Annotated in this window: 20 protein-coding genes; 8 read left to right on the forward strand and 12 right to left on the reverse strand. The window is 36.2% G+C overall.

Annotation, left to right across the window (positions count from 1 at the left end):
* Nucleotides 1-57: 57 nt before the first annotated feature.
* From EG339_RS07015 to EG339_RS07035, 5 genes are all read right to left on the reverse strand, one after another.
* Nucleotides 58-1,293 carry an MFS transporter gene (locus EG339_RS07015; RefSeq protein WP_123869581.1) on the reverse strand — a complete coding sequence of 412 codons (1,236 nt, stop codon included), beginning with the start codon at nucleotides 1,291-1,293 and terminating at the stop codon, nucleotides 58-60.
* A 92-nt stretch (nucleotides 1,294-1,385) separates the two neighbouring features.
* On the reverse strand, nucleotides 1,386-1,748 hold the full coding sequence (locus EG339_RS07020; protein ID WP_123869582.1) for a hypothetical protein: 363 nt from the start codon (nucleotides 1,746-1,748) through the stop codon (nucleotides 1,386-1,388).
* 69 nt (nucleotides 1,749-1,817) lie between these two features.
* Nucleotides 1,818-3,317, reverse strand: coding sequence for a GH3 auxin-responsive promoter family protein (locus EG339_RS07025; RefSeq protein WP_123869583.1), 1,500 nt, complete (start codon nucleotides 3,315-3,317; stop codon nucleotides 1,818-1,820).
* A 136-nt stretch (nucleotides 3,318-3,453) separates the two neighbouring features.
* On the reverse strand, nucleotides 3,454-3,741 hold the full coding sequence (locus tag EG339_RS07030; protein WP_123869584.1) for a hypothetical protein: 288 nt from the start codon (nucleotides 3,739-3,741) through the stop codon (nucleotides 3,454-3,456).
* A 178-nt stretch (nucleotides 3,742-3,919) separates the two neighbouring features.
* On the reverse strand, nucleotides 3,920-4,315 hold the full coding sequence (locus EG339_RS07035) for a hypothetical protein (RefSeq protein WP_123869585.1): 396 nt from the start codon (nucleotides 4,313-4,315) through the stop codon (nucleotides 3,920-3,922).
* 255 nt (nucleotides 4,316-4,570) lie between these two features.
* Here EG339_RS07035 and mfd point away from each other — a divergent pair, with 255 nt between their 5' ends.
* From mfd to pth, 6 genes are all read left to right on the forward strand, one after another.
* Nucleotides 4,571-7,939: a transcription-repair coupling factor gene (mfd, locus tag EG339_RS07040; protein WP_123869586.1), complete on the forward strand. Its 3,369-nt coding sequence runs from the start codon at nucleotides 4,571-4,573 to the stop codon at nucleotides 7,937-7,939.
* A 373-nt stretch (nucleotides 7,940-8,312) separates the two neighbouring features.
* Complete coding sequence (locus EG339_RS07045) at nucleotides 8,313-9,134, forward strand: hypothetical protein (protein ID WP_123869587.1); 822 nt, start codon at nucleotides 8,313-8,315, stop codon at nucleotides 9,132-9,134.
* A 5-nt stretch (nucleotides 9,135-9,139) separates the two neighbouring features.
* On the forward strand, nucleotides 9,140-9,961 hold the full coding sequence (locus tag EG339_RS07050) for a hypothetical protein (RefSeq protein ID WP_123869588.1): 822 nt from the start codon (nucleotides 9,140-9,142) through the stop codon (nucleotides 9,959-9,961).
* An 8-nt stretch (nucleotides 9,962-9,969) separates the two neighbouring features.
* Nucleotides 9,970-10,707, forward strand: coding sequence for a hypothetical protein (locus EG339_RS07055; RefSeq protein ID WP_123869589.1), 738 nt, complete (start codon nucleotides 9,970-9,972; stop codon nucleotides 10,705-10,707).
* A 392-nt stretch (nucleotides 10,708-11,099) separates the two neighbouring features.
* Nucleotides 11,100-12,041 (forward strand): hypothetical protein, encoded by a 942-nt coding sequence (locus EG339_RS07060; protein ID WP_123869590.1) that lies wholly within the window; start codon nucleotides 11,100-11,102, stop codon nucleotides 12,039-12,041.
* Between the two features lie 85 nt (nucleotides 12,042-12,126).
* Nucleotides 12,127-12,690 (forward strand): aminoacyl-tRNA hydrolase, encoded by a 564-nt coding sequence (pth, locus tag EG339_RS07065; RefSeq protein WP_123869591.1) that lies wholly within the window; start codon nucleotides 12,127-12,129, stop codon nucleotides 12,688-12,690.
* Between the two features lie 144 nt (nucleotides 12,691-12,834).
* Here the strand turns inward: pth and EG339_RS07070 are convergent, their stop codons facing one another.
* The 7 genes from EG339_RS07070 to EG339_RS07100 form a co-directional block, all read right to left on the reverse strand.
* The gene (locus EG339_RS07070; protein WP_123869592.1) at nucleotides 12,835-13,470 is read right to left on the reverse strand and encodes a carbonic anhydrase; all 636 of its coding nucleotides are present in this window, start codon (nucleotides 13,468-13,470) and stop codon (nucleotides 12,835-12,837) included.
* A gap of 54 nt (nucleotides 13,471-13,524) precedes the next feature.
* On the reverse strand, nucleotides 13,525-15,117 hold the full coding sequence (locus EG339_RS07075) for a SulP family inorganic anion transporter (protein ID WP_123869593.1): 1,593 nt from the start codon (nucleotides 15,115-15,117) through the stop codon (nucleotides 13,525-13,527).
* A 147-nt stretch (nucleotides 15,118-15,264) separates the two neighbouring features.
* Nucleotides 15,265-15,564: a hypothetical protein gene (locus tag EG339_RS07080; protein ID WP_123869594.1), complete on the reverse strand. Its 300-nt coding sequence runs from the start codon at nucleotides 15,562-15,564 to the stop codon at nucleotides 15,265-15,267.
* Nucleotides 15,565-15,587: 23 nt separating this feature from the next.
* Nucleotides 15,588-16,256, reverse strand: coding sequence for a carbonic anhydrase (locus EG339_RS07085; protein WP_123869595.1), 669 nt, complete (start codon nucleotides 16,254-16,256; stop codon nucleotides 15,588-15,590).
* A gap of 316 nt (nucleotides 16,257-16,572) precedes the next feature.
* Nucleotides 16,573-17,127, reverse strand: a complete 555-nt coding sequence (locus EG339_RS07090; RefSeq protein ID WP_123869596.1) for a serine acetyltransferase — start codon at nucleotides 17,125-17,127, stop codon at nucleotides 16,573-16,575.
* A gap of 11 nt (nucleotides 17,128-17,138) precedes the next feature.
* On the reverse strand, nucleotides 17,139-18,290 hold the full coding sequence (locus tag EG339_RS07095; RefSeq protein ID WP_123869597.1) for a glycosyltransferase: 1,152 nt from the start codon (nucleotides 18,288-18,290) through the stop codon (nucleotides 17,139-17,141).
* Entirely contained in the window at nucleotides 18,291-18,854 is a 564-nt protein-coding gene (locus tag EG339_RS07100) for an acyltransferase (protein WP_123869598.1), read from the reverse strand.
* Between the two features lie 41 nt (nucleotides 18,855-18,895).
* Here EG339_RS07100 and EG339_RS07105 point away from each other — a divergent pair, with 41 nt between their 5' ends.
* Both EG339_RS07105 and EG339_RS07110 read left to right on the forward strand, forming a co-directional pair.
* Nucleotides 18,896-19,870 carry a 3-oxoacyl-ACP synthase III family protein gene (locus tag EG339_RS07105; RefSeq protein WP_123869599.1) on the forward strand — a complete coding sequence of 325 codons (975 nt, stop codon included), beginning with the start codon at nucleotides 18,896-18,898 and terminating at the stop codon, nucleotides 19,868-19,870.
* A gap of 34 nt (nucleotides 19,871-19,904) precedes the next feature.
* The gene (locus EG339_RS07110) at nucleotides 19,905-20,141 is read left to right on the forward strand and encodes a phosphopantetheine-binding protein (protein WP_123869600.1); all 237 of its coding nucleotides are present in this window, start codon (nucleotides 19,905-19,907) and stop codon (nucleotides 20,139-20,141) included.
* The last annotated feature ends 1 nt before the right edge of the window (nucleotide 20,142 follow it).

Genomic DNA, 20,142 nt, shown 5'->3' on the forward strand with positions numbered 1-20,142 from the left:
TATATATATTAATTTAAGTTGGTTTAACCGTTTTTTAATCAATTGAAGATAAGTTTATTAATATTGCATTTTTCTTAGCTTTGGATTAGTGCTTCCAACAATCAGAGCGATCAGAACAGTCATGCAGCCGCCAAATACTACTGAACGAACTACTCCCAACGCTTTAGCCATTAAGCCGCTTTCAAATTGCCCCATTTCATTGCTGGACATGATGAATATGGAATTCACACTCAGTACACGCCCTCTTATATGGTCAGGCGTCTTAAGCTGTACAATAGTTCCACGGATCACTACAGAAATACCATCAAGCATTCCGCTTAATACCAGGAACATAAAGGAAAGCCAGTACAGTTTAGATAATCCAAATCCAATGATACATATCCCAAACCCGGTTACTACTGCAAGAAGTATTTTTCCCTGATTTTTTCTTAAAGGGACAATAGACAGGAGCGTAATAATGCACATAGAACCTATATCAGAAGCTGCATTCAGCAATCCGAATCCTTCCGCTCCTGAATTCAGTATATCTGTAGCGAATACGGGGATCATGGCTACGGCTCCTCCAAAAAGTACAGCAAACATGTCAAGACATAAGGCTCCCATGATCTCTTTTGTTTTAAAAATATAGGTAATGCCCTCACGCATACTTTCCACAACATCTACCGTTTCTTTTTTATATTCAGAATATTGTTTGTTGAGCTGCCAGAAAAACAGAGAAGCTATAAATATCAGGGATAAAATAACAACTAATGTCCATTGTACCCCAAAATATCCGATAAGAAGCCCGCCAATTGCATGTCCGCATACAGAAGAAATAAGGAAGGTGGCTTGGTTTAGTGTTACAGCATTCGGCAGGTTCTCTTTTTTTACAATTTTAGGAATCATAGAAGGAACAATAGGCCCAATAAAAGCTCTTGCAATTCCTGTGAAAAATATGACCCCATAGATGAAATAAGTGATCTGGTGCCCTGTAAAATGCATTTGAACATTAAAGAATGCCGGGATCAAAAGCAGCCCGATCAGAAAGATGTAAGCATAATTGCAGATAAGCAAGAGTCTCTTTTTTTCATTCATATCAATAACATGTCCGGCATATAAGGCACAGCTCACCGCAGGAATAACTTCGGAAAGTCCTATAAGTCCAATTGAAAAAGGGTCTTTGGTTAATTGGTATACCCACCATCCTAATAAAGTGGCAAGCATTCTGAAGGCTAAAACAATAAAAAATCTCCCGGTTAGAAGATTTCTGAACTCAACATTTTGTAATGTTTGTAACGGGGTAAAGGAAATCATGAACAAAAATAGCCCTAAAAATTTATTTAGGGCTATCAGTATATGGTTTTTTAAAAGATATATTAAATATATGTCAAAAGATAAAATCTATTTTAGTCTGCTCTTGAAGAGCTAAGAACAATAGCAGCAACTCCTGCTGCGCCAATAATTGTGGCACCTGCAGCAATTCTTGCTTTTCTGCTGTCTTTCACTGCGGCTACATTAGATTTAGGAATAATTACCTCTGTACTGTCTTTTTTACCGGCTGTACCTACAAGATTATCTCCAACAACGTTTCTGAATAATATTTTTTGTTTCGGGGATCCGTCTCTCATAGTAACTTTGTAAACTTTTCCGGCTTCCAGATTGGAGTAGTTGTTTTTTGAAATATCCTCGCTGTATTTTGTAGTAGCGCAAGATGTAATAACAAATAAAGACGTTAATAAAGATGATTTCAACAGTACAGATGCTTTCATTATTTTCGTTTAGTTTTTCAAATTTATAATTTTTTTCGAATATACGTTTTTGGAATTGAAAAAATATCTCTAAAATTTGTAAATTTCTAATATATCTGCGATATTTCTGTCATTGGCTAATCTTGGAGTTTTATTTTGCCCCCCCAGTTTTCCCTGAGATTTTGCATATTCATTGAACGCATTTTTCTTCAGCTTTGTAATATGAAGTTTTTGAAGAATATTTCCGGAAATAAGATCATCATAATAGGTATTTCTGTTTCTGAGCTGCTGATCTAGTTCATTTCTGAACACTTCTATGTTTTCGGGATCCTTTTCAAATTCTATAAGCCATTCATGATAAGGAAGGCCTTCATTAGGATTAACCTGTGGTGCCAAATGAAACTCAGTGATCTGTGCAGGATATTTTTCAAGGGTTGCCTTCAGGGCTTCTTCTACTTCAAAAGCAATTACATGTTCTCCGAAGGCAGAAGTAAAATGCTTCGTTCTTCCGCTTACCAAAATCCTGTATGGTTTTTTATCAATAAATCTCACTACATCACCAATAGAGTAGCCCCATAATCCTGAATTAGTTGTTAAAATCAAAGCGTAATCTTTATTAAGTTCAACTTCTTTCAGGGTCAATCTTATGGCATCCGGTTTTCCATATTCTTCCAATGGGATAAACTCATAGAAAATACCGTGGTTGGTTAAAAGCAAAAGCCCTTCCTTAGTATAGTCATCCTGAAAAGCAAAAAAGCCTTCAGAGGCAGGAAAAGTTTGAATGATATCTACTTTTCCACCCAAGAGATCTTCCATTTTATCGCGGTAAGGCTCATAATTCACTCCGCCAGTAACAATAAGCTGAAGGTTAGGAAAAAGCTGCTTTATTTTTTTTCCGTGTTTTTCGGTCAGTTTTTCAAAATACATGATAAGCCAGGGTGGTATTCCCGAGATCAGAGTCATGTTCTGATGTTCTGTTTCTTCAACAATCTTATCTACTTTTGCCTCCCAGTCTTCCATGATGTTGGTTTCCCAGCTTGGTAATCTGTTTTTCTGAAGGTAATTAGGGATATGATGTGCTACAATTCCGGATAGTCTTCCTGTTTTAATCCCAAAAACTTCCTCAAGTTCCGGGCTGCCCTGCAGAAAGATCATTTTCCCGTTAACGAAATCTGCATTGTTTTTTTTGCTGATATAGTGGAATAAAGCACTTTGGGCTCCTGCGATCTGATAAGGCATTCCTTCTTTAGATATAGGAATATATTTTGATCCCGAAGTTGTTCCCGAAGTTTTTGCAAAATATTCAGGTGTATCTGTCCAGAGAATATTTCCCTGCCCTTTTTTTACCCTTTCTATATAGGGTTTTAAATCTTCATAGTCGGCAACAGGAACCCTGTCCTGGAAATCCTTTACGGAACGGATGTTTTCAAAATCATGTTCCCGCCCGAAAAGTGTTTTTTGAGCTGTGTTTACGAGGGAGATCAAAAGGTCCTCCTGGTTTTTGTCTGCATTTTTTTTGAATTCCTCTGCCTTTTGAACATGTTTTTTTGCCCAGATAAGCGCTGCGTTTTTCTTGAAGAAGTTTAACATGGTTCAAATTTATAAATAAGTAGAGAATTGTGGAACCATTTTACAGGGTAAGACATAAAAAAACCGATGAAATAAATCCATCGGCTTTTCTCGAAATTTGATTATGAAAATAACAACTATATGTTGATGTTATGCTTTATTTGTTTGCCTTATACCTTTTGTCCGGAGTGCCATCTTTTTTCAGATGTTTATTTTCTTTGTATCTCTTATCCGGAGTACCGTCCTTTTTCATTTTAACAGCAGGAGCTGGCTGAGCTGGTTTAGCTGTTTTAGCAACCATTGGCTTGGCTGCCTTTACTTCTGCAGGTTTAGCAGCAACCGTTTTTACAGGAGCATGAGTTGTATGAGTAGCGGGAGCAGTCTGCTGAGCAGTAGCAAGGCCTAGTCCTAAAACTAATGACATTGCTGATAATAATTTTTTCATAAGAATACTGTTTATTTTTGTTGAATAAAGATATACAAAAAGCAGGCTAGAAATTCTGGTTTTTTAAACTTAACTAAAGTTTATTACAGCTTAAAAAAAGATTAAAGCAGCTTCCTGAAAAATAAAAAAAGCCTGTTTTCAATTAAGAGAACAGGCTTTTACATGATTAGAGGATGGATTAACGCGTGCAGTTTGCCGTCCATGTTTTACCATCCTGAACGTATAAAATTTTCAATGTATTATTATCAATTCTGATATAAGATGTTGCTGTAGAACCTACCATTACAAGGGTATTATCACCCTGTTTGTTAAATTCTATCCCGTTTAGGCTTGGAATATTGTTTGAGAAGGTAAAATTGTATTTGGTGCCACTGGCGATTTTTGTTACAAATACACTTCCTGCATCAGTGCTGATGTTGGTAGAGCCTCCGTCATTATAGGAAACGCTTCCTTTGTAAGTTCCTGCGAAAAAGTCGTTGTCTGCAGGATCATCATCCTTGCTGCACGACGAAAAAGATAATGCTGTAAAAACCAACAGCATTAAAACTCCTAGAATTTTCATTGCTTTTTTCATAATACTACTTTTAATTAATGTTTGGTTGATTTGAATTCCCAAAGATTATGCCATGAGAAAATATTCGTTTTTTTTTAACAGGTTATTAAATAAATTAATAAAAAATTAAGATTTATAGCCGTTAAGTAATTCATTTTAAATCTAAAAGTCTGCAGGATTCCGGGGTTGAAGAAAAATATGCTTACCTTTGTGTAGCGTTACAACGGTTTCGGAAAACTCCCGAAATCGCTTTTGTCGTTTATACCATTACTATTTATGCAGTTAAAATCCATCAACGAAAAGTTTCTTCCGGACCTTATGCAGAAAGAGTTCGGGAAAGAAATTTTTACCCAGTTAGAAAATAGTCAGCATATTGCCGTGAAGGGAAGTGCGGGATCTTCAGTTTCTGTTTTTGTGGCTGAACTCTTTTTGGTTCAGAAAAAAAATATTCTTTATCTGGTAGATGATAAAGAGGATGCATTATATGCGAATTCCGAAATGGAAGACCTGCTTGGGAAAGAAAAAGTATTGTACTTCCCAGCTACTCATCTGGAACCTTATCAGGTGGAGAAAACTCAGAATGCTAACCTTGTATTAAGAACTGAGGTACTGAATAAAATCAATTCCGGGAGATCTCCGAAAGTAATTGTTGCCTATGCAGGAGCACTGTCGGAAAAGGTACTGAAGAAAGAAGATTTCAAAGCGATTTCTCATCACATAAAAGTAGGCGATCAGCTGGATTTTGATTTTGTAGATGAACTGCTTAATCATTATCATTTTCAGCAAACAGACTTTGTTTCAGAGCCTGGAGAATTTTCTGTAAGAGGAGGAATTGTAGATGTATTTTCTTATTCTTATGAAAAGCCGTACAGGATCACATTCTTTGGTAATGAGGTGGAAAGTATTAAAACATTCGACATAGAAACTCAGCTTTCAGTAGATAAGGTGAAAGATTTTCAGCTGGTATCCAATATGAATTTCTCAGTAACTGGGAGCAGGGTTTCATTGCTCCAGCTGTTGCCTAAAGAAAGCTATGTGATTTCCAAAAACGGAATGGTAGGGATGCAGAAGATCCGGACATTCTATGAAAAATCCCTTGAAAAATATGAAACTTTAAGTAAAGATATTGCTCATAGAACTCCACAGGAGCTTTTTATTTCCGACCAGGAGTTTTTGTTTGATTATAAAAAATTTAAAACCGTTGATTTCGGGAATGTTGCTATAGAAGGATTGAAAGAAGTAGCTGAAGTAAAAATGGAGCAGCTTCCACAGCCTTCTTTTCATAAAAATTTTGAGCTTCTCATTGAAGATATTGAAGAAAAACAAAAAATTGGATTCGATACCTGGATTTCTTTCTCTACAGAAAAACAGAAAGAAAGACTGGAATCTATCTTTGAAGAACTAGAACATGAGCTTCCTTTTAAAAGCTTTAAATCTGAACTGCATGAGGGCTTTGTAGATAACGGTCATAAGCTGTTGGTATATACTGATCATCAAATTTTTGACCGTTATCAGAGATATAAGGCTAAGAATACCTTTGCAAAATCTGAACAGCTTACTCTGAAAGACCTGATGAGCCTCAAGATTGGAGATTATATTGCCCATATTGATCATGGAATTGGAAAATTTATGGGATTGGTAAAAGTGAATAATGACGGGAAAATCCAGGAATGTTTTAAACTGACTTATAAAAACGGAGATCTGCTGTATGTAAGTATTCATTCACTACATAAAATCTCAAAATATAACGGACCGGATGGAAAAGAGATTGTGCTGAGCAAGCTTGGCTCTCCAACCTGGAAATCATTAAAGCAAAAAACAAAGGCTAAGGTTAAGCAGATAGCATTTGATCTTATTAAATTATACGCTCAAAGAAAAACGGCAAAAGGGTTTGCTTATACTCCGGACTCTTACCTGCAAAATGAGTTGGAAGCAAGCTTTATTTACGAAGATACCCCGGACCAGGAAAAAGCTACCGTAGATGTAAAAAAAGATATGGAAGCGGATACGGTGATGGACAGATTGGTTTGTGGAGATGTAGGGTTCGGTAAAACAGAGGTGGCAATACGTGCCGCATTTAAGGCTGCAACAGATGGAAAACAAGTGGCAGTACTGGTTCCTACTACTATTCTGGCGTTCCAGCATTACAGAAGTTTTAAGGAAAGACTTAAAGATTTTCCCGTAAATGTTTCTTATGTGAACAGATTCAGAACGGCCAAGCAGAAATCCGAAACATTAGAGGATCTGAAAAACGGGAAGGTAGATATTATTATCGGGACCCATCAGTTGGTAAGCAGCTCGGTTAAATTCAAAGATCTTGGATTATTGATTATTGATGAGGAACACAAGTTCGGCGTTTCCGTGAAAGATAAACTGAAAACTCTTAAAAACAATGTGGATACGCTTACACTAACAGCAACTCCAATTCCAAGGACATTACAGTTTTCTTTGATGGCAGCAAGAGATTTGTCTGTAATTAAAACTCCGCCGCCTAACAGGCAGCCGGTAGATACACAGCTAATAGGGTTCAGTGAAGAAATACTTCGTGATGCTATTTCTTATGAGATCCAGAGAGATGGGCAGGTGTATTTTATCAATAACAGAATTGAAAACCTGAAAGATATTGCCGGGCTTATTCAGCGTCTGGTTCCTGATGCAAGAGTGATCACGGGACACGGTCAGATGGATGGTAAGCAGCTGGAGAAAAATGTTCTGGACTTTATGGAAGGTAAATATGATGTACTTGTTTCTACCACTATTGTAGAAAGTGGAGTGGATGTTCCGAATGCGAATACGATCTTTATCAATGATGCTCAAAGATTCGGGATGGCAGATCTCCACCAGATGAGGGGAAGAGTAGGACGAAGCAACAGGAAGGCTTTCTGCTACCTTATTACTCCGCCTTATGATATGATGACTTCTGATGCCAGAAAACGTCTGGAGGCAATTGAACAGTTTTCTGACCTTGGAAGCGGTTTCCAGATTGCAATGAAAGATCTTGAGATCCGTGGTGCGGGAGATTTATTGGGAGCAGAGCAGAGCGGATTTATTAATGAGATGGGATTTGAAACCTATCAGAAATTAATGCAGGAGGCACTTGAAGAGCTGAAAGACGATGCTGATTTTGAGAATTTATTCGAAAATGAAGAGGACAGGCAAAAGCTTTTCAAATCTGTAAAAGATGTTAATATTGATACGGATCTGGAACTGATGCTGCCTGATTTCTATATCTCTAATACGGAAGAAAGATTGCTGCTGTACCAGAAAATAGCAGAAATTAATAATGAAAAAGATCTTCATCAGTTTGAACTTGAACTGATTGACAGATTTGGTGCTTTACCTAAAGAGGCGGTAAATCTGCTTAAAAGTGTTTCCTTAAAATGGCTTGCAGCAGATATTGGCTTTGAGAAGATTGTGATGAAGAATGGAATATTTTTAGGGTATTTCCCTGGCAATCCTCAGGATAAATTCTATCAGACAGACAGATTCAGGCATATTATCAATTATTTAACCAGAAATCCTGCAGAAGCTCAGCTCAAGGAGAAGTCAGGTAAGGAAGGAAACCAACTCATGATGAGAAAAGAGAAAGTGAAAAATGTAGATGAGGTTAATATTTTACTAAAAGCTATTATTGAACATAATTAAAATATAGCGACCAAAAATTGCAAATTTTTCTGTAAACCATACTAAACCATATAAAAAGGATGAATTTTTATATGGTTTTTTTGTGATTATTATCATGTTTTTTGCCTGGAATATTCCTGCTTATGAGAATTAACCCTTGTTTAGTAGTGTTAAAATCACTTTTCAATGAGAAAAAGCCACAGCGTAAAGCACGCAACAGAAGTGGTTTGAGGTATTGTATAAATTCAGTTTGGCTTTCCAAATGGCTGAATGTAGAAATAATTCTACTTTTTGGTATAAAAAATTCTATTGTGTAATATGTTTATTTCTATAGCTTTAAGTATAATAACTGGAATTTTTTCGATTCGTAATTTGTACCTTTGCAGTCCTTATTATGAAAAAAATTATATTCAGTTGTGTAGTTGGATTTTTATCTTTCTACGCGAACGCACAGGTGGGAATCGGGACCACGAAACCAAAGTCAACGCTCGATGTGAATGGAAAAACTACTTTAAGAGGAGAACTTAGAGTAGGAGGCACTTCTTCTACAATTGGAAGTGCAGGTTTGAACGGACAGGTATTAGTTTCTCAGGGAGAAGGTAAATCTCCTGTTTGGAAATCTATAAATGTTCCCTTTATGGAAGAAGGGCAGTACAAACTGATTAATTCGTATTTGTCATCAGATCAAACAGGTATTTTAACTCTTACCAATGGGATTCAAGGTGATGGGACCTCTAGAAATAGTGTGGGAGACGATATTAATGATGCCAGCAAAGGCAAATGGGTAAAAATTGATGGTCTCACAAACACATTTACCATTAAAAATGGGAAGAACAGGCTTACTTATCAGTTTCAGACTGGAATTGAAATGAAAGCTCCAGTGTCTACCACTTCAGAAAATGTAAGATTTGCCTGCGGAGTTTTCAGAAATAATAAGTTGGTGGCTGTACGTCCGGACAGGGTAGGCTCCAGTAATAATTCAGGGAAAAACGGACTCCAGGATTATATTTTCACCCTCAACTATACAGAACTCAATGTTCCTGTCGGAGTTCAGAAACTGGAGATTGCCTGTAGAAAAATAAGTACTTCCAATGTAAACTCCCAATTTGCTATTGGGCGTGATGTGCAAGGTTCTAATGGTGCATCTAATGCATTCACCCTGGAATCTACCATGAAGATAGATGTTATTGAGTATGTAACTTATAAATCCAATTAATCAAAATGATGAAAAATTTTCTTTCTTCTCTACTTCTTACCTCAGGATTGATGCTTTCCGCACAGGTGGGTATTAATACTGATTCTCCAAAAGCAAAACTGGATGTAAACGGAGATTTAAATCTGAGAGATAAGATTGCTGTACTTGATGTTACAGATAATACTCTTTCTATGGGAAATAATGACCAGCTACTGGTGTCGCAGGGAGAAGGATATCCTCCTACCTGGAAAACGCTCCGTATTCCTGAATATGAACCTAATAAATTTTATCTGATTTTTAACAATTCTCTTTCAGATAACACTGGGGTTGGATTTTTATCTTCGGAACAGCCTAATATGACGACTTCAAAAGCGGCGACCTTTACAAAAGGAGCCAGTTTTTCTAATCTTAGCGGGTTTAAAAAAATAGACGGACTGACTCAGAAGATCAGCGTTTTCAGTACCGAGAGTAAAGCTTATTTTCAGTTTGAAACAGTTGTGCAGGCCAATTTTGCGGCCAATGGAAATCCGGATACCTCTATAGATTATGCCTGTGGGATTTTTGTAGATGATAAACTGATTAATTTGAGGCAGAATAACCTAAGGGCAAGTAGTGCTCAGTTCACTTTTGCTACTCATAATCAAATTGGAATTGTAACGAACCTCTCTAAAGGAGACCATACTGTGAGCGTAGGATGCTCAAGACTTGCTTCTTATGGAGATGCTTCTAACAGAAAACTGACTATAGGAACAAATACAAGTAGCAATATTAATAGTTTTATTGCTCAGTCATCTTTGAAAGCAGATGTATATGAAGTACCACAAGTGTTTAATACGATAACAAATTAAAACCAACTATGAAAAAAATATTTTTTGTTCAATTTTTATTAATTATCGGGCTGGTTAGCGCTCAGGTTGGTATAAATACTTCAACTCCTGTTAATAAGCTGGATGTAAATGGAGATGTTAATATCAGAAAAGAATTAAGAACTGCCGGTACTGACTTACTGAAAGGGTCGGCAGGGAATGATGGAGATATCTTCCATAACAATTCGGAAATGGCTGTAAACGATTGGAAAAGTATCAAAATCGCTGACGGGCAGGGAAGTATGTCTTTATTTTCTATAAATACTGTTGCAGATCAAACGGGAGTCTCATTCAATAGCAATGGTAATCCTGTACCTTATGATTTAGATGATGACTTAACGAGTAGCTGGATTGTGATACCTCAGGCTATTGATACATTTTCTATTACCAATATGACAAATAAAGTAACATTTTCATTTCAAACCACTGCTCAAAAGGCAAATAATGCTTCATCAGCAGGTTTTGCATGTGGTGTTTTTGTAGATAATAAACTTAAAGCAGTAAGAGCTGATGTATTGCAGGGAGATAGTGGGACTTATAAAATATTTAACCTTAATGCAACACTTCAGAATCTTAGCCCTAAAAACAAATATTCTGTTAAAGTAGCCTGTACAAACAGAACATTGAATAATAATGTACTTGGAGTAGGTAAAGCGGTAGATACAGCATCTCTTAATGCTGATATGGCACAGTCTGTCTTAACAACGTCTGTATTACAGCCTTATTAATTTTCATATCTATATAATAATTAAGAATCTAAAAACGTTATGTTTTTAGATTTTTTTATTTATTGGCTCTGTTCTTTGTGAATTTATTGCTGGAAATAGACTGTATTGTATAAAATTGAATTATATTTGAATAAATTTAAAATATATGGTAAAAAACTATTTTCTTCAGGTGCTGGCTGGTGCTTTTCCATTCAGTTTGCCGATCTCACTTTACACAGCTCAGGAACATCAGAGATCTTATCAAACTCTAATAACAGATCTCAGAATCTGATGTTTATCTATTACAAATTATAGGTGAATAATTATTGTTAATCTTATCAGAATATAAATAATCATATAATTTTTATGCAAAAAAAAATTATATTTGTCAAAAAATAATCAATTACCAGGAAATGAAACAAATTTTCTATTTTATCTTATTAATTGCAGGCTTTTCTTCAATACATTCCTGCAAAGATTTATTGGATGAAGACGGGAATCCTCTTTTGGATCTGAACAATACAGGAGGACTGAGCGGGCCAAGAGCTTTATATAAAGAAATTACAGATAAAACTACTCTGGCAGAATATCAATACAGCGGACTGCTTATGAACAGGGTTATCACAGATAGTGCTTCTATTACAGATATTATGTACAGTGGTGACAGAATCAGCCAGATTAACTTCAGGGGTTTTCTTGATCTTGATGGAAATGGAAAGCTGGATAAAGACAGTATATCTTACGAGAGACAGTTCAACTATGGAAATAACAGCAGACTACAGTCTATTTCTGAAACCCGTTCTGTTTTCAGAAGACCGCCACCGGTTCCGCCTTCTACTAAGCCAGGCCCTCAAACCTTATTCGCTTCAGAAAAATATATTCATACTTTAGCTTATAATACTGCTACTTCAAAGCTGGAGTCTATCATTACAATAAAAGGAGAAGAAACTATGGGAGGTCCCATTAATTATAAAGAATATTACAAGTCCGAGTTTACTTATGCTGGAGACAATGTGTCTAAAGTACTTAATACTTCCGGTCCGGTAACATCCAATAACCCAATTGTATATGGTACCCCTACTGAGAAATATGGCTATGAGTATTATGCTTACGATCAACAGATCAGTCCATTTACCCTATTACCGAATGTATATAAGATCTCAAGATTATTGGCCACAAAACACAGCATTAAAGAGAGTTTAATTCTATCTCCGAATAATCCTAAAAGATGGTCCGTAACAGATCTTAGTGCAAATATTCCTCAGCCTATTGTAATGAGTACAAATTATGTATATGATCTGCAGACATACATGACAAAGGGCTATGGTATCAACTATATTTATAAACCACAATAGAATAGTTTTTCAACAATATTTAAACTCAATCTTCCCAAGATTGAGTTTTTTATTTTTTATCCCTTAATTTTGTAAAAAATTTCTGATGAAATATTTAATTGTTGGGCTGGGGAACAAAGGCTCAGAATATGAAAATACACGACACAATATAGGTTTTAAAGTAGCTGAAAAAATAGCTGAAAAACTTGAAGTATCATTTAATACTGCTAATTTCGGCTGGATGGCAGAAGGGAAGTATAAAGGGCGGAAAGTCTTTATTCTTAAACCGGATACATACATGAATTTATCAGGTAACGCTGTAAGATACTGGATGCAGAAAGAAAATATTCCTTTGGAAAATGTACTGATCGTAACAGACGATCTGGCACTGCCTTTCGGGACTCTGAGAATGAAGGGAAAAGGCTCTGATGCAGGGCATAACGGATTAAAAAATATCAATGAAGTGTTACAGACTCAGAACTACGCAAGACTTCGCTTTGGAATTTCAGCAGACTTTGCTGCAGGGCGCCAGGTAGATTATGTATTAGGAACATGGAATGAAGAAGAAACGGAAAAACTCACAGAAAGAATCGATACTTTTTCAAAAGCAAGCCTTTCCTTTGTGTTTGCAGGAATTAACAATACAATGTCCACATTTAACGGGAAATAACTAATTGTTTTCTGCTACGATAAAAAAATAGGCCATCGGATTTCCGATGGCCTTCTGTTATGCATTTAAATTAATTTCCAATCAATTTATCTGAGCTGTATTACATACTTTTTAGAAAGTACTTAAATAGGACTCTTGATTATTCTATAACCAGCTTACTGCACCTGTTTCAACATCGTAGTTAGCTCCAACAATCTTAATTTTCCCTTCTTCTTCAAGTCTTTTAAGTGTTGAGCTTTGTTTACGGATGTCTTCAATAGCATTTTTTACATTCTGGTGATTAAGCCTTTCCAAAAGAGAACTGTTTTTTGATGAACGTTCTTCATTTTCTTCAATCACTTCATTGATAATCGGGTTGAAATGATTGATAAGATGGTTCAGGTTATCCATTCCCATCCCTTCAATTTGTGCTGCATCAAGACCTCCTTTCAGGGCTCCGCATTTAGTGTGTCCTAAAACCACGATCAGTTTAGAACCCGCAACGTTACAGCCAAATTCCATGGAACCGAGAATGTCCTGATTCACAAAGTTACCGGCAATTCTGATACTGAAAACGTCTCCCAGACCCTGGTCGAAAATCAATTCTGCAGAAGTACGGCTGTCTATGCAGCTTAGAACTACGGCAAAAGGCCATTGTCCTTCGCGGGTTGCATTTACCTGCTCCAGAAGGTCTCTGTTGGCTTTAAGATTATTAACGAACCTTTGGTTTCCTTCCTTTAAAAATTCCAAAGCTTTTTCAGGAGTAATGGTAGACTGGGTTTCGTATGTATGTGCTTTCATATAATTTTAGTTGTTTGTTGAATTGTTAAGTTTAAAATAAAATTGGTTTTGAGCTTACATCGCTCTTTTGTGGGTAATCAGAATATGAGAATCCTGGCTTCTCTCATAATCTTTGTATGAAGTTTTGAAGCCCAGAAGTTCTACATTGATATCTTCTTCTTTTGCGCGGATATTGGCAAAATCCTGGATCATTTCCAGTACATCTGTCGCAATATATGAAGTTTCTCTCGCGTCAATGATTACAGTAGAGTTAGATTTAATGTTTTTTAGTGTTTTTTTAATGGCTGCCTTATTTAAAAAAGATACTTCTTCAGCCAGTTTAATCTTGATTCCATCCGCGTCATCCAGTTTTTCTCTGCTTAGGTAATAAGCTCTTTTCATATTTCCCTGAAGGATATAGAATACAGAGATCGCAAGACCAATTCCAACTCCTTTTAACAGGTCGGTTGCCACAACAGCTACAACAGTTGCCACGAATGGTACAAACTGGAATTTCCCCAGATGCCAGAAATGTTTGAAAGTAGCAGGCTTCGCCAGTTTATATCCTACCAGGATTAAAACAGCAGCAAGAGTTGCCAGCGGGATCAGGTTCAGAATAACCGGAATACTCAATACACAAACTAATAGAAGCACCCCATGAATCATAGCAGATACTTTGGATGTAGCTCCTGCATTGGCATTCGCTGAACTCCTCACCACTACGGAAGTCATGGGAAGCCCACCAATAAATGAACTGACAAGGTTTCCAATTCCCTGTGCTTTAAGCTCAAGATTGGTGTCTGTAATTCTTCTTTGCTTATCCAATCTGTCTGATGCTTCAATACAAAGTAATGTTTCAATTGATGCTACAATGGCAATAGTTGCCCCAACGATCCACACTTTTGGGTTGGTAAAACCTCCGAAATCCGGCATAGTAATCAGGTTCTTAAAGTCATCCAATGACTGTGGAACAGGTAGTGAAACCAAGTGCTCTGTACCAATAGCCAATGAACTTCCTGATAGTTTGAACAGTTCATTTAATAATATTCCTGTAACTACTGCTACCAGTGCGCCCGGAAGCATTTTCATTCTCTTAAGAACCGGAATTTTATCCCAGGCAATAAGAATTCCTACAGATACTGCTGTTACAATAATAGCTCCAGGATGAATAGCTCCGAAAAGTTCAGTAAAATAACCGAAATTAAGTCCGTTGCTGAATAATGACTGATTGCCTTCATAATCCTTATCAAATCCCAGTGCATGAGGAATTTGTTTTAAAATAATAATGATACCGATGGCTGCAAGCATTCCTTCAATTACATTATTGGGAAAATAATTGGAAATACTGCCGGCTCTTACAAAGCCTAAAACCAATTGGATAATCCCGGCAATAATCCCGGCACATAAGAAGAGTTCAAATGCTCCAAGGTCGGTAATGGCGGTAAGCACAATAGCTGTAAGACCTGCAGCAGGTCCTGAAACTGATATGTTTGAATTACTAAGAAATCCTACAACAAGCCCGCCCACAATCCCGGAAATAATTCCTGATAATGGCGGTGCTCCAGATGCTAGGGCGATTCCTAAGCACAAAGGCAGTGCTACTAAGAATACAACGAGTCCGGAAGGGAAATTCTCCTTGATTCCTCCTAATAATGATGTTTTTTTCATGATATTTTTGAAAATATTATAACCGATTGATTTATTCTTAAATAATCAATTATAAAAGATTGGAAAATTAATTTTTAAAGCATAAACAGCTTATTCAGTACCTTAAAGGCATGAATAACTATAAAATCTAACTACTACTTTTAAAAATTAAGCTTCCGGAGGCGGAGAAAATATAGTAAGTAAAGGGGATAGATGAAAGGAATCATCTACCAGTACAAAAGACATAGACTGAGGTGCAGGCTCAGAAAACTTCAGATAGTCGAAAACATCTAAAGGTTTAGGAATAGTCTTTTCATAAACAATAAATGAGGACGGGTGAGAATGTGATTCTTCTTCATTTACTATTATATTCGTTCTTACAATGTCCCAGCCTGCCACCGCAGCAATGCCTGGCAGCGCTGTAAAATTCAGAAAAAACGTTAATACAATAATACTCCAGAATTTCATTTCACATTCTTTTTTTCGAAAAACTATTTAGTCTTTCTGCTCATTACCCAATCTGAACCGGTAAGGTTGTAGATCTTCTGAATATCTTTTAAGATTTTCTCAAAATCAATCTCAAGATCAATAATTTTACCTGTTCTAAGGTCAAATACCCAGCCGTGTACAACAGGTTGTTCTTCTAAAATATACCTCTCCTGTACGCAGGCCATTTTGATAACGTTGATACACTGTTCCTGAACATTAAGTTCAACCAGCCTGTCATAACGCTTATCCTCATCTTCGATAGAATCAAGTTCTGCCTGATGTAATCTGTAAACATCACGGATGTTTCTCAGCCAAGGATTCAATAATCCCAAATCCTGAGGAGTCATCGCTGCTTTTACACCACCGCAGTTGTAATGTCCACAAACGATAATGTGTTTTACTTTAAGATGTTCTACAGCATATTGAATTACTGCTGTGGAGCTCATATCTAAAGTATTCACAACATTGGCAATATTTCTGTGAACAAAAACCTCCCCTGGTTTGGCTCCCATCAGTTCTTCTGCTGTAGCTCTACTGTCTGAGCATCCTATGTAGAGATAATCAGGAGTTTGAGTTTTTGCCAGCTCATGGAAGAAGTTGGGATCCTGTGCAACTTTAGATTCTACCCATTTCTTATTGTTCTCAAAAATAACTTCGTACGATTGTGACATAATTTTACAATTAAAAAAGGTTTATAATTATTTATTTCGTTTAAATTATTTTCGAAATCAATAGATCGAATCAATAATTATACAAAAATATAATTTTTACGGAAAAACTATCTACTTTTAACAAAGTTTAATATTAAAATATGCTTAAAATCATATGTAATATTCCAGTATACTTTGTTTTAGCATGAATAAAGGTTTTCAATAATCCAAACGTTAAAAAAATCAAGATAAATTTACAAAGTATAAACCATAAATAAGATATGAAGGTTAAAATATTTTTAAATTTATAAAAAAGCTGTCCTTTGTGAAAGACAGCTTATATTTTATTGTTAATGTATCCTTGAGTAGCATTATCTGCCGGGTAAATTTTACCGGGATTCCCCATAACCATAGAATTTTCAGGAACATCAAAGTTCACATAGGCATTAGGCGCAATCAAAACATTGTTCCCTATACTCACACTTCCAACAATAACGGCATTCGGGCCTATCCATACTTCATCTCCAATAACAGGGTATCCCTCATTTTTACCTCTGTTCTGCTGTCCTATTGTTACCCCTTGGGCAATATTACAGTTTTTACCGATCTTAGCTTTAGGATTGATGACGAGGGCACCCCAATGGCCAAGATACAATCCTTCGCCAATCTGTGTTTCAGGATAAATCTGGAAGCCATATTTTATTTGATAATGTCTTAGGAGAAATTTCCAGAATACCCCGGAAATAGGTTTTTTCCGGTGTTTCTGAGCCTTTCTGAAGAGGTAGAGATAATGTAGATTGGGATTAATACATTTTTTCCAAATCCCAAATGTAGAAAGCCATTTACCGCTTTCCCTGTAAAAATCTTTCTGTATTGCTGTATACTCTGGCATAACAAAATATTTTATACATAATCAATGATTTCCTGAAGATGTGCTACCGATTTTTCAAGGACAAAGGGAAGCTCAGTCTCTGCTATTTCCTTTTCATATTGTTTCGGAAGCTCGGGGTGAATTAAGAATTGTTTCATTCCCTTATAAATCCCGTCCTCAGAATTAGCGGTAATGAGACCTAATTTTCCGTCCTGCAGAAGATCTTTTATTCCTGAAACATCTGTGGACACAACGGGCTTATTCAGGATCAGGGCTTCTGCAATAATCGTTGGGAATCCTTCATGTCGGGATGACATTACATAAAAATCCGATGTTTTAAGGTAGGGATAGGGGTTACTTCTGAAGCCAAGCATCTTTACCGTATCCTGAAGTCCTAGCTGATTGAGCTTTGCATGAATATTTTCAAAATCAAATCCATCTCCGATAATGATGATCTGATGTTTTAATCCTTCATCCATTAATTTTTTATGAACATCTAAAAGTCTGTCGTAGCCTTTTTGAGGATACACTGTTCCTATGGTTACAAAGGTTGGCAGGTCTTTGGAAAAAGGATAATCATTAATTTCAACTTCAGCTTTCCTAAGTGTATCCTGAGAATCAATAGGGTTGAATATTTTAACAACGGCCTGTTTTTCTTTTTCATTACGGGCCAGCTTCTGCATTTCTTCTTTAAGTTTGTTGGAAATGACCAGAATTTTGTCAAAATTGAAAAACTGCCTGATTATTTCTGGCGTATATTCTTTCAGATTAAAGATGTCATTCTGAACCCATACGATCTTTTTGGAGTCCTTTTGCGGGCTGGATAGTATTTCTTTATACATCCCATGGATAGCCGCTATTTCTACATCGTATTTTTTATTTTTCAGTATAAATTTATAGAGAAGGGAAGGGAATATCAGGAACATTTTCTGATATAGTACCCTGAATGCCTTCACTGGAATTTCATGAGGCCTGTTAGTGGTTATCATTTCCCCTTTCAGAAGATAATGGAGTTTTACCCAGGATGGAACTTCCTGTATGTACATTCCCGTATAGAGGTTAATCAAAAGATCAACTTCATATTTATCTTTGGGAAGGTTTTTGAGGAAGTTAATCAAAACTTTTTCTGCACCGCCATGGCGAAGGGAACCGATTCTAATAAGGATTTTCTTTTTTTCAGACATTTATTTTTTTATAGGTTTGTAGGTATGAGGGAGGTGTTCTTTTACATAAGCTTCCAGTTTAGGCCTGTCTGCTTCGAGTTCTCGCGGGTACATAACATTGTTTTTTAATGCTTTGTCTCCATATTCTTCAATAGTACAGATGAATTTTGCAGGAATCCCTGCATAGACCGTTCCGCTCGGCATAGAGGAAGTTAAAATGGAGCCTGCTCCCAATACACAGTTATCACCTATTTCAGAACCGAGCATGATGATGGTATCTGCGCCAATAAAGCATTGCTTTCCGATTTTTATACGCCCGAAAGCTCTTACATCCTTGTATTTTTCGAAAAAATGTAAGGCATTATAACCGCCGTCATGATTAATGAATCTAACATTATTAGAAAGTGTTGTTTCGTCACCTATTTCAATTAAAAAAGGTTCTGTGCCTAATTCGGGAACTTCTACAAAACGAACATTTTTTCCTACCTTTAATCCTTTAGCAATACAAATTTTGAGATATATTCTCTTGATAAGGTATTGATAAGTGGTATGAATTTTTAATATGATACGATATATAAATATCATTATTCTAAATTTGTTTTTCTCATACAAAGAAAAGAATTTATATGATAAGAATTTCTAAAATAGAATATTATTTGCCCGAATTAGTTCTTACTAATATGGATCTGGAAAAGGAATTTCCTGAATGGAGTTCTGCAAGAATCCGGGAAAAAGTAGGAATTGTACAGCGTCATATTTCTTCAGAAAATGAGACTGTACTGGATCTTGCTGTACAATCATCAGAAAAAGTGTTTAAAGATTATGACAGGAGCAAAATAGATTTTATTCTTTTCTGTACTCAAAGCCCGGATTATTTTCTTCCTACCACGGCATGCATCTTACAGGAAAAGCTTGGTCTTAGAAAAAATATCGGAGCTGTAGATTTTAATCTTGGATGTTCCGGGTTTGTTTACGGATTGGCTTTTGCCAGAGGATTGGTTACCGCAGGAATAGCCAGCAGTATTTTATTAGTTACTTCAGAAACCTACACCAAACATATTCACCCAAAAGATAAAGGAAACCGATGTCTGTTTGGAGATGCCTCAGCCTCGGTAATTGTTGAGAAAGATATAATGGCAGGAGATTATAGATTCTGTTTGGGAACGGATGGCAGCGGAGCTGAAAATCTAATTGTAAAAAAAGGAGGTTTCAGGACAGATTTTACAGTAAATCCGAACCATGAGTTTGATCCTGAGAATCTTTATATGAATGGCCCTGAAATTTTTAATTTTACCATTGAAAAGATCCCAGGACTGATTAAAGAGACCTTGGATGAAAATAAACTTACCATGGATGATATTGATTATTTTGTTTTTCATCAGGCGAATTCTTTTATGCTGAATTATCTGAGACGGAAAACAAAGATTCCCACTGAAAAATTCTATATTGATATGGAGAAAACAGGCAATACGGTCTCTGCAACCATTCCGATTGCCCTGAAAAATATGTTTGATAAAGGTATGCTGAAAGAAGGAAATAGGATTTTAATGGCCGGTTTTGGGGTGGGATATTCCTGGGGAGCTACTATAATAGATTTTTAATTTTCAAATCATCAATCACAAAATTTAAAAATATATGAAAACTTCCGTTTTTTTAGAAAAACTACAAGAGGAACTAGAAGAAAAACAAGTCCTGGAGAGAGATACCAGGCTAAAGGATCTGGAAAATTATGATTCCATAAGCCTACTCTCCGTCATTGCTTTTGTAGACGAAAATTTTAATCAACAGCTTGATCCGGATCAGTTTAAAGATATGGAAACTGTTTCCGATCTGATGAATATTATTGGTTTGGAAAATTTTGAAGAGAATTAAT

It is taken from the genome of Chryseobacterium bernardetii, assembly GCF_003815975.1.
GTDB classification, from domain to species: Bacteria; Bacteroidota; Bacteroidia; order Flavobacteriales; family Weeksellaceae; genus Chryseobacterium; species Chryseobacterium bernardetii.

Coding starts and splice junctions, on each gene's coding strand:
- EG339_RS07015 (WP_123869581.1), bottom strand. CDS start 1,293: ATGATTTCCTTTACCCCGTTACAAACATTACAAAATGTTGAGTTCAGA.
- EG339_RS07020 (WP_123869582.1), bottom strand. CDS start 1,748: ATGAAAGCATCTGTACTGTTGAAATCATCTTTATTAACGTCTTTATTT.
- EG339_RS07025 (WP_123869583.1), bottom strand. CDS start 3,317: ATGTTAAACTTCTTCAAGAAAAACGCAGCGCTTATCTGGGCAAAAAAA.
- EG339_RS07030 (WP_123869584.1), bottom strand. CDS start 3,741: ATGAAAAAATTATTATCAGCAATGTCATTAGTTTTAGGACTAGGCCTT.
- EG339_RS07035 (WP_123869585.1), bottom strand. CDS start 4,315: ATGAAAAAAGCAATGAAAATTCTAGGAGTTTTAATGCTGTTGGTTTTT.
- mfd (WP_123869586.1), top strand. CDS start 4,571: ATGCAGTTAAAATCCATCAACGAAAAGTTTCTTCCGGACCTTATGCAG.
- EG339_RS07045 (WP_123869587.1), top strand. CDS start 8,313: ATGAAAAAAATTATATTCAGTTGTGTAGTTGGATTTTTATCTTTCTAC.
- EG339_RS07050 (WP_123869588.1), top strand. CDS start 9,140: ATGATGAAAAATTTTCTTTCTTCTCTACTTCTTACCTCAGGATTGATG.
- EG339_RS07055 (WP_123869589.1), top strand. CDS start 9,970: ATGAAAAAAATATTTTTTGTTCAATTTTTATTAATTATCGGGCTGGTT.
- EG339_RS07060 (WP_123869590.1), top strand. CDS start 11,100: ATGAAACAAATTTTCTATTTTATCTTATTAATTGCAGGCTTTTCTTCA.
- pth (WP_123869591.1), top strand. CDS start 12,127: ATGAAATATTTAATTGTTGGGCTGGGGAACAAAGGCTCAGAATATGAA.
- EG339_RS07070 (WP_123869592.1), bottom strand. CDS start 13,470: ATGAAAGCACATACATACGAAACCCAGTCTACCATTACTCCTGAAAAA.
- EG339_RS07075 (WP_123869593.1), bottom strand. CDS start 15,117: ATGAAAAAAACATCATTATTAGGAGGAATCAAGGAGAATTTCCCTTCC.
- EG339_RS07080 (WP_123869594.1), bottom strand. CDS start 15,564: ATGAAATTCTGGAGTATTATTGTATTAACGTTTTTTCTGAATTTTACA.
- EG339_RS07085 (WP_123869595.1), bottom strand. CDS start 16,256: ATGTCACAATCGTACGAAGTTATTTTTGAGAACAATAAGAAATGGGTA.
- EG339_RS07090 (WP_123869596.1), bottom strand. CDS start 17,127: ATGCCAGAGTATACAGCAATACAGAAAGATTTTTACAGGGAAAGCGGT.
- EG339_RS07095 (WP_123869597.1), bottom strand. CDS start 18,290: ATGTCTGAAAAAAAGAAAATCCTTATTAGAATCGGTTCCCTTCGCCAT.
- EG339_RS07100 (WP_123869598.1), bottom strand. CDS start 18,854: ATGATATTTATATATCGTATCATATTAAAAATTCATACCACTTATCAA.
- EG339_RS07105 (WP_123869599.1), top strand. CDS start 18,896: ATGATAAGAATTTCTAAAATAGAATATTATTTGCCCGAATTAGTTCTT.
- EG339_RS07110 (WP_123869600.1), top strand. CDS start 19,905: ATGAAAACTTCCGTTTTTTTAGAAAAACTACAAGAGGAACTAGAAGAA.